This is a genomic window from Geobacter sp. FeAm09, assembly GCF_008330225.1.
Lineage (GTDB): Bacteria > Desulfobacterota > Desulfuromonadia > Geobacterales > Pseudopelobacteraceae > Oryzomonas.
In genome coordinates this window covers 2,845,553-2,858,061 of the sequence record NZ_CP042466.1, presented here as the reverse complement: position 1 = coordinate 2,858,061, position 12,509 = coordinate 2,845,553, and the positions used below count along the sequence as shown (strand labels likewise).

16 protein-coding genes are annotated in these 12,509 nt (G+C 62.3%); 3 read left to right on the top strand and 13 right to left on the bottom strand.

What is annotated here, in order from left to right:
* Window positions 1-19 precede the first annotated feature (19 nt).
* From FO488_RS13360 to FO488_RS13305, 12 genes are all read right to left on the bottom strand, one after another.
* Window positions 20-1,924 carry a GspE/PulE family protein gene (locus FO488_RS13360; protein ID WP_240731925.1) on the bottom strand — a complete coding sequence of 635 codons (1,905 nt, stop codon included), beginning with the start codon at window positions 1,922-1,924 and terminating at the stop codon, window positions 20-22.
* Window positions 1,925-2,069: 145 nt separating this feature from the next.
* On the bottom strand, window positions 2,070-3,242 hold the full coding sequence (locus tag FO488_RS13355; protein WP_149211012.1) for a metallophosphoesterase: 1,173 nt from the start codon (window positions 3,240-3,242) through the stop codon (window positions 2,070-2,072).
* Complete coding sequence (locus tag FO488_RS13350) at window positions 3,227-3,835, bottom strand: ribonuclease HII (RefSeq protein WP_240732275.1); 609 nt, start codon at window positions 3,833-3,835, stop codon at window positions 3,227-3,229. The genes FO488_RS13355 and FO488_RS13350 overlap by 16 nt, the downstream gene beginning before the upstream one ends.
* A 94-nt stretch (window positions 3,836-3,929) precedes the next feature.
* Window positions 3,930-4,286, bottom strand: a complete 357-nt coding sequence (gene rplS, locus FO488_RS13345) for a 50S ribosomal protein L19 (RefSeq protein WP_149211010.1) — start codon at window positions 4,284-4,286, stop codon at window positions 3,930-3,932.
* A gap of 33 nt (window positions 4,287-4,319) precedes the next feature.
* On the bottom strand, window positions 4,320-4,904 hold the full coding sequence (locus FO488_RS13340) for an RNA methyltransferase (RefSeq protein WP_149211009.1): 585 nt from the start codon (window positions 4,902-4,904) through the stop codon (window positions 4,320-4,322).
* The gene (gene trmD, locus FO488_RS13335; RefSeq protein WP_149211008.1) at window positions 4,894-5,640 is read right to left on the bottom strand and encodes a tRNA (guanosine(37)-N1)-methyltransferase TrmD; all 747 of its coding nucleotides are present in this window, start codon (window positions 5,638-5,640) and stop codon (window positions 4,894-4,896) included. Before trmD ends, FO488_RS13340 begins: the two co-directional genes overlap by 11 nt.
* The gene (rimM, locus tag FO488_RS13330; protein WP_149211007.1) at window positions 5,637-6,161 is read right to left on the bottom strand and encodes a ribosome maturation factor RimM; all 525 of its coding nucleotides are present in this window, start codon (window positions 6,159-6,161) and stop codon (window positions 5,637-5,639) included. The genes trmD and rimM overlap by 4 nt, the downstream gene beginning before the upstream one ends.
* Complete coding sequence (locus tag FO488_RS13325) at window positions 6,161-6,391, bottom strand: KH domain-containing protein (protein ID WP_149211006.1); 231 nt, start codon at window positions 6,389-6,391, stop codon at window positions 6,161-6,163. The genes rimM and FO488_RS13325 overlap by 1 nt, the downstream gene beginning before the upstream one ends.
* Before the next feature lie 54 nt (window positions 6,392-6,445).
* A complete protein-coding gene (gene rpsP / locus FO488_RS13320) occupies window positions 6,446-6,712 on the bottom strand; it encodes a 30S ribosomal protein S16 (RefSeq protein WP_149211005.1) in 267 nt (88 codons plus the stop codon).
* A 63-nt stretch (window positions 6,713-6,775) separates the two neighbouring features.
* Window positions 6,776-8,137, bottom strand: a complete 1,362-nt coding sequence (gene ffh, locus FO488_RS13315) for a signal recognition particle protein (protein ID WP_149211004.1) — start codon at window positions 8,135-8,137, stop codon at window positions 6,776-6,778.
* Between the two features lie 88 nt (window positions 8,138-8,225).
* Window positions 8,226-8,804: a sulfurtransferase-like selenium metabolism protein YedF gene (gene yedF / locus FO488_RS13310; RefSeq protein ID WP_149211003.1), complete on the bottom strand. Its 579-nt coding sequence runs from the start codon at window positions 8,802-8,804 to the stop codon at window positions 8,226-8,228.
* Between the two features lie 16 nt (window positions 8,805-8,820).
* Window positions 8,821-9,120 carry a DUF3343 domain-containing protein gene (locus FO488_RS13305; RefSeq protein ID WP_149211002.1) on the bottom strand — a complete coding sequence of 100 codons (300 nt, stop codon included), beginning with the start codon at window positions 9,118-9,120 and terminating at the stop codon, window positions 8,821-8,823.
* A 75-nt stretch (window positions 9,121-9,195) separates the two neighbouring features.
* Between FO488_RS13305 and FO488_RS13300 the strand changes: the two genes are divergently transcribed.
* Together FO488_RS13300 and FO488_RS13295 are read left to right on the top strand one after the other, a co-directional pair.
* Complete coding sequence (locus FO488_RS13300) at window positions 9,196-9,453, top strand: hypothetical protein (RefSeq protein ID WP_149211001.1); 258 nt, start codon at window positions 9,196-9,198, stop codon at window positions 9,451-9,453.
* The gene (locus FO488_RS13295) at window positions 9,446-9,934 is read left to right on the top strand and encodes a DUF721 domain-containing protein (protein WP_149211000.1); all 489 of its coding nucleotides are present in this window, start codon (window positions 9,446-9,448) and stop codon (window positions 9,932-9,934) included. The genes FO488_RS13300 and FO488_RS13295 overlap by 8 nt, the downstream gene beginning before the upstream one ends.
* Before the next feature lie 92 nt (window positions 9,935-10,026).
* On the opposite strand, the gene ettA is transcribed toward FO488_RS13295, so the two are convergent.
* Window positions 10,027-11,706 (bottom strand): energy-dependent translational throttle protein EttA, encoded by a 1,680-nt coding sequence (gene ettA / locus FO488_RS13290; protein WP_149210999.1) that lies wholly within the window; start codon window positions 11,704-11,706, stop codon window positions 10,027-10,029.
* A gap of 183 nt (window positions 11,707-11,889) precedes the next feature.
* Between ettA and FO488_RS13285 the strand changes: the two genes are divergently transcribed.
* Window positions 11,890-12,381 (top strand): ferritin family protein, encoded by a 492-nt coding sequence (locus FO488_RS13285; protein ID WP_149210998.1) that lies wholly within the window; start codon window positions 11,890-11,892, stop codon window positions 12,379-12,381.
* The last annotated feature ends 128 nt before the right edge of the window (window positions 12,382-12,509 follow it).

Genomic DNA, 12,509 nt, shown 5'->3' with positions numbered 1-12,509 from the left:
ACGAGCGGTTGTTCCGTGGTCATTGCCTGACCCCCAGTATCCTTCGAAGTTCGCCGAGTGGGCGTGGTTTTCCCAGGCGCGGCAGATCGGTGATGATCTCCTTCATGGAGACCAGACCCTGCGCCCCTTTCACGAGGCCGTCCTCCACGAGCGTCACCATGCCCGAGGTCTCGATGCTGATCCTGCGGATATCGTACGAACTCTTGTTGTTCAGGATGGCGTTTTTGACCATCTCGTTCATCACCAGCAGTTCGAAGATGCCGACCCTGCCGCGATAGCCGCTGAAACGGCAGGAGGTGCATCCCCGGCCGACCCTGAACTCCGCCCCCACCAGGTCGTTGGGCGACATGCCGAGACGGGACAGGTCGAGGGGGGTGGGGATGTAGGTCTCGGCGCAGTCGGGACAGACCCGCCGGAGCAGGCGCTGCGCCACCACGCAGACCACGGTGGAGGAGATGAGGAAGGCCTCGATCTCCATGTTCATCAGACGGATCAGGCCGCCGATGCTGTCTTCGGTGTGAAAGGTGGTAAGTACCTTGTGGCCGGTCAGGGCCGCCTGGATGGCGGTCTCGGCGGAAAAATGGTCGCGGATCTCCCCCAGGACGATGACGTCCGGGTCCTGGCGGACGATGTGGCGCAGGGTCTCCTCGAAGGTGACGCCGATCTTGGGGTTGATGGAGCACTGGGTGATGCCGTTGATGATGTATTCCACCGGGTCTTCGGCGGTAATGATGCTGGTGTTGATGTTGTTCAGGAAGTTGACGCAGCTGTACATGGTGCTGGTCTTGCCCGACCCGGTGGGGCCGGTGATGATCATGACGCCGGTGGGGACCTCCAGGGCCTCGTAGATGAAATGCTCCAGCATGCGCGGCGCCATGCCGATCTCCCTGATGTCCAGCAGGGTCCCCTTGTTGTTCAAAAGCCGCAGGACGATCTTCTCGCCGTAGATGGTGATGAAGAAGGAGACGCGCATGTCCAGGTTGATGCCGTGCTTGGCGCTGGCGAACAGGATGCGCCCGTCCTGGTGGCGCCGTCGCTCGGCAATGTCGGCCTGGGCCATGACCTTGATCCGGCTGGTGAGCTGGGGGGCTATCTCCCGGGGAAAGTCCTTGTGCTGCTGCATGACGCCGTCGCAGCGGAGACGGATGCGCAGGCGGTCCTTCATCGGCTCGATGTGGATGTCGCTGGCGCATTCCTCGATGGCTTCCTCGAAGAGCGTGTTGATCATGCCGATGATGGTGGATTCGTCCGAAATGGCGGCCTGGCTCGACGTCCGCTCCAGGGCGGCCAGATTCTCCAGGATCGACTCCCGGGGGGCGATGGCGATCTTGAGACCCTGTCCCAGAATCTTCCGGGCCGCATCCTGGGCTTTCTGGTCGAGGGGGTCGGAGAAGGCCAGGACAATGTCGTCGCCTTCGCGCCTGACCGGCACGAATTTGTGTTCCCGGCAGACGTTGAGCGGTATGGTGGCAAGCAGGGAACGGTCGAGGGTGACGAAGCTCAACTCGATGAGGGGGTAGCCGAGCTGGTAGGCGAGGGTTTCCAGCAGCCGGCGCTCCTCGATGAAGCCCCGTTCCACCAGGATCTCCCCCAACCGCTTTTTGCCCAGGTACTCTTTTTGTATCCCCAGGGCCTGCTGGAGGTCTGCCTGCCGCAGATACCCCAGCTCCACCAGGAGGTCGCCGAGGCGGATGTTCATCTGGTTGCTGCGCAGGGTTTTCTGGAGCTGCTCCTGGGTTACGTAGCCCAGGTCCAGGAGGGTGTCCATCATGGTCCGGGGGGTGCTGAGCTTGGAACGGACCCTGGTGGCATAGGAGAGTTGCCGCTCGTCGATGACGCCGTCTTTCAGCAGAAGCGCCGAAATGAGCCCCGTGCTTTCCATGGGGGGGACTGTGGCCGGGCTGATGGTGTTTGCTTGGGTCATGGGGCCCTCACAGGAGACAGGTCTGATTGCCCCGTACTTTACACGTATCAAGTCCGAGAAATCAATGGGTTTTCCGTGCCGGCCCCGTTTTGCCCCCCGGCGCGGCGTCACCACAGGGGGAGGGCAGGGGGCGGACGAAACCACCCTACGGAGGGCTCTGCGCCCCTTGGGGCACGATGTCGATGACGGTGACCTCGGGAGGTGCCAGCAGGCGCAGCGGCGGACCCCAGGTGCCGCTGCCGCGGGAGACGTGGATGAGGGACTTTTTCGCGGTGGCGGTGGTTCCGCAGGGGATGGGGTACTGGAGGCGCACCAGCAGGTTGAAGGGAAATATCTGCCCCTTGTGGACATGCCCCGACAGCTGCAGGTCGAAAAGACCGTCGCTGGCGGCCGGTACATCCGGCCGATGCTTGAGCAGCAGGCAAAAACGGTCCCTGGGGACGGATTGCAGCAGCGCCTGTTCCGAAAGGGGCGGGGCGGAACCCCCCACGCGCCGGCTGGCCGGATCGTCGATCCCGGCGACGGTGATGCCGTTGGGCAGGGGGGCCGCCTGGTTGCGGAGCACGGTAAAGCCGGCCGTGCGGGTGAAGGCAAGCGCCTGGTCCAGGCCGGCGTAGAATTCGTGGTTGCCGGTCACGGCGTATTTTCCGCCCGGGGTCGCGACCGACGCCAGTATGGCCGCCAGCCTGTTCTGGTGCGACATGACGTCCTCCCGGGAGAGCCTGCCGTCCACCAGATCGCCGGTGGAGACCAGAACGTCGGGCCGGGCGGCGCGGACGGCCGCCAGGATGCCGTTCAGCCGGGACTCGCGGAACAGGAGTCCAATGTGGACATCGGAGATCTGCACAATCCTGATCCGGCCGGCCGACGGCGGAAGCTTGGCGGTGGTCACCGTCACCTGGTCGGTCCTGATGCGCCGGGCGTCGTAGAAGGCGTAGGCGCTGGCAAGGAACGCGACCGCCAGGGCGGCGGCGCAGGTGGCGGTCGCGCTCAGGAATCCCGGGGTGGCGGTCCCCCAGAGGCGGTGCGACAGCCAGGCGAACAGTCGGAGCGCGTCGCATGCCAGCAGGGTGGCGACGAAGATGAAGATCACCCCCATCCAGGTGTAGCCGGGCCATGCCAGAAAAAGGGCGCCCCGTTCCAGGCCGGCGCTTTCGGCCAGGCGTACCAGCAGGGGGGCGACGGTCATCAGGACCATCCATGCCGCCAGGGCCAGGGTGAGGGGGTGGCTCGGCAGGAAGGCGCCGCGCAGCCGGACGAAGGCGTAGGCGTGCATGCCGCCGTAGAGGCTCAGGAAGGTGATCAGGAAGAGGGACATGGGACGTGTTCCTTTACCCCGCCGAAGCTCAGGCGGTGGACCGGTGATGGGCCGAGCCGGCGGATCGCCGCAAGGTGGGCGGCGCTGCCGTACCCCTTGTGCCCGGCAAAGCCGTAGCCGGGATGCACGGCGTCAAGTTCGCGCATCAGGCGGTCGCGGGTGACCTTGGCGATGATCGAGGCGGCGGCGATGGAGAGGCTGAGGGAGTCCCCTTTTTTGACGGTCTGCTGGGGGATGACGGAGTCGATCGGGGTGATCCCGTCGATCAGAATGAAATCGGGCAGGGGGGACAGGGCGGACACCGCTTCCAGCATGGCGTGCCGGGTGGCCTGCAGGATATTGATGCGGTCGATGAGCTCCGGGCTGCCCATGCCGACGCCGATGGCCAGGGCCTGGGACTGGATGACGTCGAAAAGGCGTTCGCGGGTCTCCGGCGAGAGTTTTTTCGAGTCATCGACCCCGGGGATGCGCAGCCCTTCGGGGAGGATGACCGCCGCAGCAACCACGGGGCCGGCCAGGGGACCGCGCCCGGCCTCGTCCACGCCGGCGACCAGGGCAAAGCCCCGGCTGCAGGCGTGCTGCTCCAATGCCAGGGTGTCCAGGGGGGGGAGGCGAAGAGTTCCGTTTGGCGCATGGTCGGTCCCTGAACCGAAAAAGCCCCGCTGAGCGGGGCTTTTTCGGTTCTTCTCAGGCTTCGGCGATGTATTTCTTCTCGCGGATGCGGGCCGCCTTGCCGCGCAGTTTGCGCAGGTAGTACAGCTTGGCGCGGCGGACATGGCCGCGGGTCACGATCTCGATGGCCTCGATGCTGGGGGAGTGGAGCGGGAACACCCTCTCCACGCCGATGCCGTTGGAGATCTTGCGGACCGTGAAGGACTCGCGAATGCCGCCGTTCTGACGGGCGATCACCACGCCCTGATAGGCCTGGAGACGACGTTTGTCGCCTTCGACGATCGCAACCTGTACCTTGACCGTATCCCCGACCTTGAAGGGGGGGATGTTTTTCTTCATCTGTTCGAATTCCAGAATATCGATGGTGTTCATGAGTGCCTTCCTCCTCTATGTATCTGCTTCCTGTTAAAGTGCCTCTTGTTGTGTTCCCCTCAGGCGGTCGAGCATGATGGCCGCCGCCGAACGGACCGAGAGGTGATTGTAAGCTCCTGTGCCCGCAATGGGTTCAAGGACGTGGTCTGCCGCGATAAAGCATTCATCCGTCAGGCCCCAGCCGGTACCCAGCAAAAGCAGGTGCGGTTGGTCGGCCTCGTTCAGCATCCGTCGGAAAGCCGGAAAGGTAATGCTGTCCGGCCGCCGTGCCGCCCCGGTGATGATCGTCTTGACCGGCTTGGCAAAGCCGGCCTGGAGATCGCGTATGGCGGCTTCCAGATCCGTGCAGATCCTGACGATGCCGAGCGCCTCGCGACGGTCCGGGTTGTAGTCCGCGCCCCATCCTTCCTGCCAGTGGCCGGTGATCCGCTCCGCCAGGTTGCGCTGTTCGGCGGACGGGGTCACGATATAGAAGCGCTCCAGGCCAAAGGTGCGCGATGAACGGGCGATATCGTGCAGGTCCAGGTTGGTCAGGGCGGTGGTCACCACCTCGCGGCGCTTGTTGTACACCGGGTGGTGCAGCAGCGCTATGGCCAGGTTGTGCCTGTCAGCAGCCACAGGCGCCCTCTTCCCGTTGGATCTCGGCCAGCAGTGCGCGGTCTTCCTTGTTCAGGGCGATTCCCTCCAGCAGGTCCGGCCTGAGCGAGCGCGTCTTGCGCAACGATTCGCGCCGTCGCCATTTCCTGATCAGCTCGTGGTTGCCGGACAGGAGTACCTCCGGCACGCTGATGCCGCCGAATGCCGGTGGGCGCGTGTACTGGGGGTATTCCAGAAGACCGTCGCAGAACGAATCGGTCTCAGCCGATTCGTCGCTGCCGAGCACGCCGGGCACCAGCCGCGTCACGGCATCCACGATGGCCATGGCGGCGATCTCGCCGCCGGAAAGAACGTAGTCGCCCAACGAGATGTCGTCTTCCACGTACAACTGCCGGATGCGTTCGTCGATCCCTTCGTAGCGGCCGCAGATGATGATCAGGCCGTCGCGTCCGGCCAGTTCCGCAGCCACCTGGTGGGTGAGGCGCCGCCCCTGGGGGGAGGTCATCACCACCGTCGAGGTGGGTCGGCGGGCCTTGACCGTTTCGATGCAGGCGGCCAGCGGCTCCACCTTCATGACCATGCCGGCGCCGCCGCCATAGGGGGCGTCATCGGCGGTCTGGTGCCGGTCAACGGCCCAGTCGCGGATGTTGTGCAAGCCAATCTCAATGAGCTGCTTATCTTTCCCTCTCCTGATGATGCTCTCGTCGAACGGACCGGCGAACATCCCGGGGAAGAGGGTCAATATATCGAAAATCATAAATCCAGAAGCCCGTCCAGCGGAGTGATGACCATGGTGCCGCCCGCCAGGTCAACGGACCTGACGACGGAGGCCACCGCCGGGATCAGGTACTCCTGCTTGTCCTTGCGCACCACGTAGACGTCGTTGCTTCCGGTCTCGAAGATGTCGGCCAGCGTGCCGAGTTCGACCCCGGTGTCGGTCACGACCCGGAGGCCGAGCAGGTCGCACCAGTAATACTCGTCATCTTCCGGTTCCGGCAACTGGCTGCGCCGGAGGCACAACTCGCTGCCCACCAGGGGAAGGGCCTGGTCGATACTGTCGAAATCCTTCAGGCCGAGGATGAAGCCGGCACTGTGCGGCTTTACTCCCTTGATGCCGAATTCCCGTAGGGTCGCGCCGTCGGGGCTTCTCAGGGTGATGATCCGTGCAGCGCCCAGGCTCTCGAGGTTGCCCGAATAGGAGTAGACCTTGAGATGCCCCTTGATCCCATGGGTCCCGCTGATCTTGCCCACGGTAATCAGTTCGTCCGGATCGCCCATTATTCTACGATTTTGAGGATAGCTTTCTTGTTGTCCTTGGTGGACACGGCGTTGAGGATCGTGCGGATCGCTTTGGCAGTGCGGCCTTCCTTGCCGATGATACGCCCCATGTCCTCTTTGGCGACGGTCAGTTTGATGACCAGGGTGTCCTCTTCCGTTTCCTCGGCCGCCTTGACCTGAGTCGGATCGTCAACCAATGCCTTTGCGATGGTTTCAACAAGTGCTTTCATGTCGGTATCCTCTGCTCATGTAGAATCGCCGGCGGACCGGGGTGGATACACTCGCTATGCCGTCGGAGCCGCCGCCTTGTCCAGAATGCCGGCATTCTTGAGAAGCTGGCGAACGGTGTCGGTCGGTTGTGCGCCCTTTTCAAGCCAGGCCTGGGCCTTTTCCGCGTTCAGCTTGACGGCCGCCGGATTCTTGGTAGGGTCGTAGGTTCCCACATTCTCAATGAAACGTCCATCCCTGCGGCAGCGCTCATCGGCCACAACCACCTGGTAGAAAGGTCTTTTCTTTGCGCCTGCGCGTGCAAGCCTGATCTTGATTGCCATCTGAATCCTCCTGATTCTTTCCTTCTGCGAAGTTTAAGTAAAACCGTTAATGCGGTATGGTGTCTAGCCGAACGGAAGCATGCCCCTGCCAAGCCCCCCCATACCCTTGAGGAGCCCCTTGGGGCCGAGTTTCTGGAGCTGTTTCACAACCTTTTGCGCCTCGGTGAAGCGTTTGAGCAGCTGGTTGACCTCCTGCACGGTGGTGCCGCTCCCCTTGGCGATGCGCAGGCGCCGACTGCCGTTGATGATGCCGTGGTTGGCCCTCTCTCCCGGCGTCATGGAACGGATGATGGCCTCGATCCGCTTCATCTCGTTCTCGCTGGGCTGAGCCCCCTGCATCTGCTTCATCATTTTGCCCATGCCGGGGATCATCCCCATGAGCGATTCCAGTGAGCCCATCTTCTTGATCTGCTGGAGCTGGGCCAGGAAATCTTCCAGGTCGAACTGGCTTTTCTTCAGTTTCTGCTGGAGCCGGGCCGCCTCTTTTTCGTCAAAGACCGACTGGGCCTTCTCCACCAGCGTGAGGACATCGCCCATGCCCAGGATGCGCGACACGAGGCGATCGGCGTGGAAGACCTCCAGGGCGTCGAGTTTTTCCCCCAGGCCGACGAATTTGACCGGCTTGCCGGTGACCGCCTTGACGGAAAGGGCGGCGCCACCTTTGGCGTCGCCATCCAGCTTGGTGAGGACCACGCCGGTGATGTCCAGCCGCTCGTTGAAGCCGCCGGCAACGTTGACGGCCTCCTGGCCGGTCATGGCGTCGGCTACGAAGAGGATTTCCAGCGGCGAAACGGAGGCCTTGATCTCGGCCAGTTCGTTCATCAGGAAATCGTCGATCTGGTGCCTGCCGGCCGTATCGAGGATAACCGTGTCGAAGCCGTTCAGTTCGGCGAAACGCATGGCGTCCGCACAGATGTCCACCGGTTTCCGGTCGGCCGAGGAGGGGAACACCTCAAGGCCGAGCTGCCTGCCGACGGTGGTAAGCTGCTCGATGGCCGCCGGCCGGTAAATATCCGCCGGAACCAGCAATGGGCGGCGTTTCAGGTTTTTCAGGTGCCGGCCCAGCTTGCCGCAGGTGGTGGTCTTACCCGCCCCCTGGAGGCCGACCATCATGATCGCCACCGGCGGTTTGGCCGCCAGGTTGAGGCCATTGTCCTCGTTGCCGCCCATGACGGCCACCAGCTCGTCATGGACGATCTTGATGACCTGCTGGCCGGGCGTCAGGCTCTGCACGACTTCGGTGCCGACCGCCTTGACGCGCACGCTCTCGACGAAGTCCTTGACGACCTTGAAGTTGACGTCGGCCTCAAGGAGCGCCAGGCGGACTTCCCGCAGCGCCTCCTTGATGTTCTCCTCGGTCATTACCCCCTGGCCGCGGAGCTTTTTGAAGACCGATTCAAGTTTTTCCGAAAGGCTGTCAAACATCGTCGTTGCGTCGTCTCATGGTACGGAATATTCCAAAAGGGGTTTACTATAAAGTAGCCTTTGGAGAACTGTCAAGAACTATTTGTTTTTAAAGCCGTATTGCCTGTCCTGCCGAAAGCAGGCTTTCTGCGGTGGTAAGCATGTTGGTGGTGCCTCCGGCCTTCAGTTTGTCCTTGAGTTTGAAGAAGTCGAGGCAGAGGCCGCAGGAGAGGATTTCCACCCCCATGCCCCCCAGTTTTTCCAGCGCCTCCAGCAGATCCGACCCTTCCGTGGTAAGGAATACCCCGGTGTTGAGGAAGAGCATGCGCGCCGGGAGTTCGCTCGTCTCCAGCAGGGTGTGGATGAAGTTTTTCATCAGCAGGCGCCCCAATTCCTCCGGGCCGTCCCCCAGGCGGTCGGAGGTGATCAACAGCACCCGTTCGCCGGTGGCGGCGGCCGTCGCCGGTTTTGGTGCCGGTTCGCCGCCACCGGTGATGGTCAGGGCCCAGCCGTTGCCGTCGCGTTCCTCGCTCACCTGGCAGCCGCGGTTGCGGGCAAAGCGGGTGACGTTCTCCCGCGGTGCGCCGTCGTCCAGGAGTACCCTCAGCTCCGTCTGTTCCGCCAGCGCCTTCTTCACGGTAATCACCGGGGCCGGGCAGGCCAGGTTCCTGCAATCGATGGTAGTCATTCTTTCAACCTCTTTCTCACATTGTTGGAGGCTCGTGTGCCTCGTTGACCCAGGATGTAACGAACTCCCCCCCCGTGTAGCGGCTGACAAAGGCCGGCAGCAGATCCTCCCGCTCCAGGGCCTGCATGATCTCCTCCCGGGCCTCCTCGCCGAAGCGCAGGGCCAGCCCGCAGTCGGTCTGGAGCTGGCGGGGGGCGGGTATGAGCAGCACCGGCAGCCCCAGGGCCTTGAGCACGCCCTCGGCCTTCATGACCCGGTGGCCGGAATTGAATACCGCCAGTAAATGTCCCTCCTGCACCATAAGGCGTTTCTCCATCTCCCCATCCTGTTAGAACATAAGCGGATTGACAAACTGTAGACGAATTTCTACTATGCTTGAAAGGAGTTGTTCATGCAAGAGTCTTTGATAGTCGTACTGGTGGTTTGTGCGGCGTTCCTTTCCAGTGTACCGTGCGGGTATCTGCGCCAGAACTACAAAAAATATTCCTTCATGTGGTTTTTGCTCATCCACGTTTCGATCCCCATCATTGCCCTGTTGCGCATCTCTGCCGGCCTCAGCTGGCGTGTCATCCCCCTCACCGTGGGCGGGGCGGTGGCCGGCCAGATTACGGGCGGCATCATCAACCGGCGGAGAAAACAGAATGGCTAGACGGACACGGATGCGCTTCCCCCAACCCCTGCCGGACCTGCTCAAGCAACAGATGGCGGGGCTCGGGGTGGCGGAGCGGCTGCGGGAGGTGGAGATCTGGCGCCTCTGGCCCGAGGTGGTCGGCCCGGCCGTGGCTTCGCGGGCGCAACCGCTGCGGATCATCAACGGCACCCTGACCGTCGCCGTGTCGAGCGCCGCCTGGATGCAGGAGTTGCGCTTCCTCACCACCATGATGAAACAAAAGCTCAACGAGCAGCTTGGGGCGGAGTTGATCAGGGAGATCGTGCTCCGGCCCGGTACGTTTGAAAAGACGCTGTCCGACGTTGAGGACGAACCGGAGCCGCCGAGAACGCTGAGCGAGCAACAAAGGATGTTTGTTGCCGAACAGGCGGCCGGCATTGCCGACCCTGAAATCCGGGAGGCCTTTGCCGCGCTGATGACGACCTCGTTCGAACGGGGTCGCTCACCGTCAGGCAGGTGAAATACGAAAAAACCCGACAGCCCCGGTCTTCGTGAGTCGCTCACGGAGGTCCGGGGCTGTCGGGTTTTGGCTCGAAGCCGTTCCGTTGCGCGTCAGGCCCGGGTCAACTGGCGGTACTTGATGCGGTGCGGCTGTTCGGCCGCCGTCCCCAGCCGCTTCTTGCGGTCCTCTTCATACTCCGAATAATTGCCGTCGAAGAAGACCACGCTGGAATCCCCTTCGAAGGCCAGGATGTGGGTGGCGATGCGGTCCAGGAACCACCGGTCGTGGCTGATGACCACGGCGCAGCCGGCGAAGTTCTCCAGCGCCTCCTCCAGGGCGCGCATGGTGTTCACGTCCAGGTCGTTGGTCGGTTCGTCCAGAAGGATCACGTTGGCCCCGCTCTTGAGCATCTTGGCCAGGTGCACCCGGTTGCGTTCGCCGCCGGAGAGCATGCCCACCTTCTTCTGCTGGTCCGCGCCGGAGAAGTTGAAGCGCGACACGTAGGCCCGGGAGTTGACCGCCACCTTGCCGAGCTGGACCGTGTCCTGCCCCTCGGAGATCTCCTCCCAGATGTTTTTGTCCGGGTTCAGGGCGCCGCGGCTCTGGTCCACGTAGGCCAACTGCACGGTGTCGCCGATGCGGAACGAACCGCTGTCCGGCTGCTCCTGACCGGTGATCATGCGGAACAGGGTCGTCTTGCCGGCGCCGTTGGGGCCGATGATCCCCACGATGCCGCCCCGGGGGAGCCGGAAGTTCATGGCCTCGAACAGCAGCCGGTCGCCGAAGCCCTTGGCCACGTTGTCCGCCTCGATGACGATATCCCCCAGGCGCTGCCCCAGCGGGATGTAGATCTCCAGGTCCTTGGCCTGCTTTTCGCTTTCCTGGGCCACCAACTGCTCATAGGCGCTGATGCGGGCCTGGGACTTGGCGTGACGTCCCTTGGGGGACATCCTGATCCACTCCAGTTCGCGTTGCAGGGTCTTCTGGCGGTCGCTCTCCTGCTTTTCCTCCTGGGCCAGGCGGTTCTGTTTCTGCTCCAGCCAGGATGAATAGTTGCCTTTCCAGGGGATGCCCTCGCCCCGGTCCAGTTCCAGGATCCAGCCGGCCACGTTGTCCAGGAAATAGCGGTCGTGGGTCACGGCGATGACGGTGCCGGCATAGCTGTGCAGGTGGTGTTCCAGCCAGGCCACGGTTTCGGCGTCCAGGTGGTTGGTCGGCTCGTCCAGGAGCAGGATGTCCGGCTTTTTCAGGAGCAGCCGGCAGAGCGCCACGCGGCGTTTCTCGCCGCCGGAAAGCACGTTGACCGGCGTGTCTCCCGGCGGGCAGCGCAGGGCATCCATGGCCATCTCCAGGCGGCTGTCCAGGTCCCAGGCATCCAGATGGTCCAGTTTCTCCTGCAACGTGGCCTGACGCTCGCACAGCTTTTCGAAATCGGCGTCCGGCTCGGAGAACTTGTCGGTGATGGCGTTGAACTCGGCCAAAAGGTCAACGGTCTCCTGGGCCCCTTCCTCCACCACCTGGCGCACGGTCTTGGTCTCGTCCAGGTGCGGCTCCTGCTCCAGGTAGCCCACGCTGTAGCCGGGGGAGAGCACGGCCTGGCCGTTGAAATCCTTGTCCACGCCCGCCATGATCCTGAGCAGGGAACTCTTGCCCGAACCGTTCAGGCCGAGCACGCCGATCTTGGCGCCGTAGAAGTAGGAAAGGGATATGTCCTTGATGACCGGTTTTTTGTCGTAAAACTTGCTGACCCGCATCATCGAGTAAATGATTTTATTGACTTCCTGTGCCACGCGCCGCCTCCTTTGGGAACCAAAAATGTCACATCCTTTTACACGCCGCTCGTTGCGGCTGTCAACCGCTTTGGATTTTTTTCGGCAATCGCTTGACAAATAAGGCTTCATAGGTAGTGTTTATGTCTATCCGCACGGCAGGTGCCGGCCGTATCAGAATCCAGGGAAAGGAGATCATGTCTCATGAGTATCAACGTTCAGGAGGCTGTCAAACGTTCAATTCAGACCGAAAAGAACGCCATGAATTTCTACCAGGTGGGGGCCGGACAGATGAAGGACCCGGCGGCCCGCCGCACCTTCGAAGTGCTGGCAAAGGAAGAGCGGGAGCATGCCGGGCAATTCTACCGGATATATGATGGCAACGACATCCCGTCCCTGGACCTGTTTCTCGATGCCCCTCCCGACAATGCCTCAAGCTGGATGGCGTCGATCTCCCGGCTCATCGACGAGGAGTTTACCGAGCAAAAGGCCTTGGAACTGGCTATGGAGCGGGAACAAAACCTGGAACAAACCCTGCTGGAAACCGCGGCAAAATTTGACGACGCCGGTGTCCGGGCGGTGTACGAACTGAACGCCAGGGAAACCCACAATCACTACCTGATGATCGAATCCGAATATGCGCGTGTCATGGGCATGGTGCATGAAACCGATATGGACACCTACGTGAGGGAGTAACCCGTCTTTTTTTGCACAGTGCGGCATGGTACGCCAACGCCCCTTCATCCGCCGGATGGAGGGGCGTTGGCGATTAAAGTAATGTGTTTCAACGGTGTTGTGTGCTATATTTTTGCACTATTTGGTAA

Coding starts and splice junctions, on each gene's coding strand:
- FO488_RS13360 (WP_240731925.1), bottom strand. CDS start 1,924: ATGACCCAAGCAAACACCATCAGCCCGGCCACAGTCCCCCCCATGGAA.
- FO488_RS13355 (WP_149211012.1), bottom strand. CDS start 3,242: ATGTCCCTCTTCCTGATCACCTTCCTGAGCCTCTACGGCGGCATGCAC.
- rplS (WP_149211010.1), bottom strand. CDS start 4,286: ATGAACACCATCGATATTCTGGAATTCGAACAGATGAAGAAAAACATC.
- trmD (WP_149211008.1), bottom strand. CDS start 5,640: ATGATTTTCGATATATTGACCCTCTTCCCCGGGATGTTCGCCGGTCCG.
- rimM (WP_149211007.1), bottom strand. CDS start 6,161: ATGGGCGATCCGGACGAACTGATTACCGTGGGCAAGATCAGCGGGACC.
- FO488_RS13325 (WP_149211006.1), bottom strand. CDS start 6,391: ATGAAAGCACTTGTTGAAACCATCGCAAAGGCATTGGTTGACGATCCG.
- rpsP (WP_149211005.1), bottom strand. CDS start 6,712: ATGGCAATCAAGATCAGGCTTGCACGCGCAGGCGCAAAGAAAAGACCT.
- ffh (WP_149211004.1), bottom strand. CDS start 8,137: ATGTTTGACAGCCTTTCGGAAAAACTTGAATCGGTCTTCAAAAAGCTC.
- yedF (WP_149211003.1), bottom strand. CDS start 8,804: ATGACTACCATCGATTGCAGGAACCTGGCCTGCCCGGCCCCGGTGATT.
- FO488_RS13305 (WP_149211002.1), bottom strand. CDS start 9,120: ATGGAGAAACGCCTTATGGTGCAGGAGGGACATTTACTGGCGGTATTC.
- FO488_RS13300 (WP_149211001.1), top strand. CDS start 9,196: ATGCAAGAGTCTTTGATAGTCGTACTGGTGGTTTGTGCGGCGTTCCTT.
- FO488_RS13295 (WP_149211000.1), top strand. CDS start 9,446: ATGGCTAGACGGACACGGATGCGCTTCCCCCAACCCCTGCCGGACCTG.
- FO488_RS13285 (WP_149210998.1), top strand. CDS start 11,890: ATGAGTATCAACGTTCAGGAGGCTGTCAAACGTTCAATTCAGACCGAA.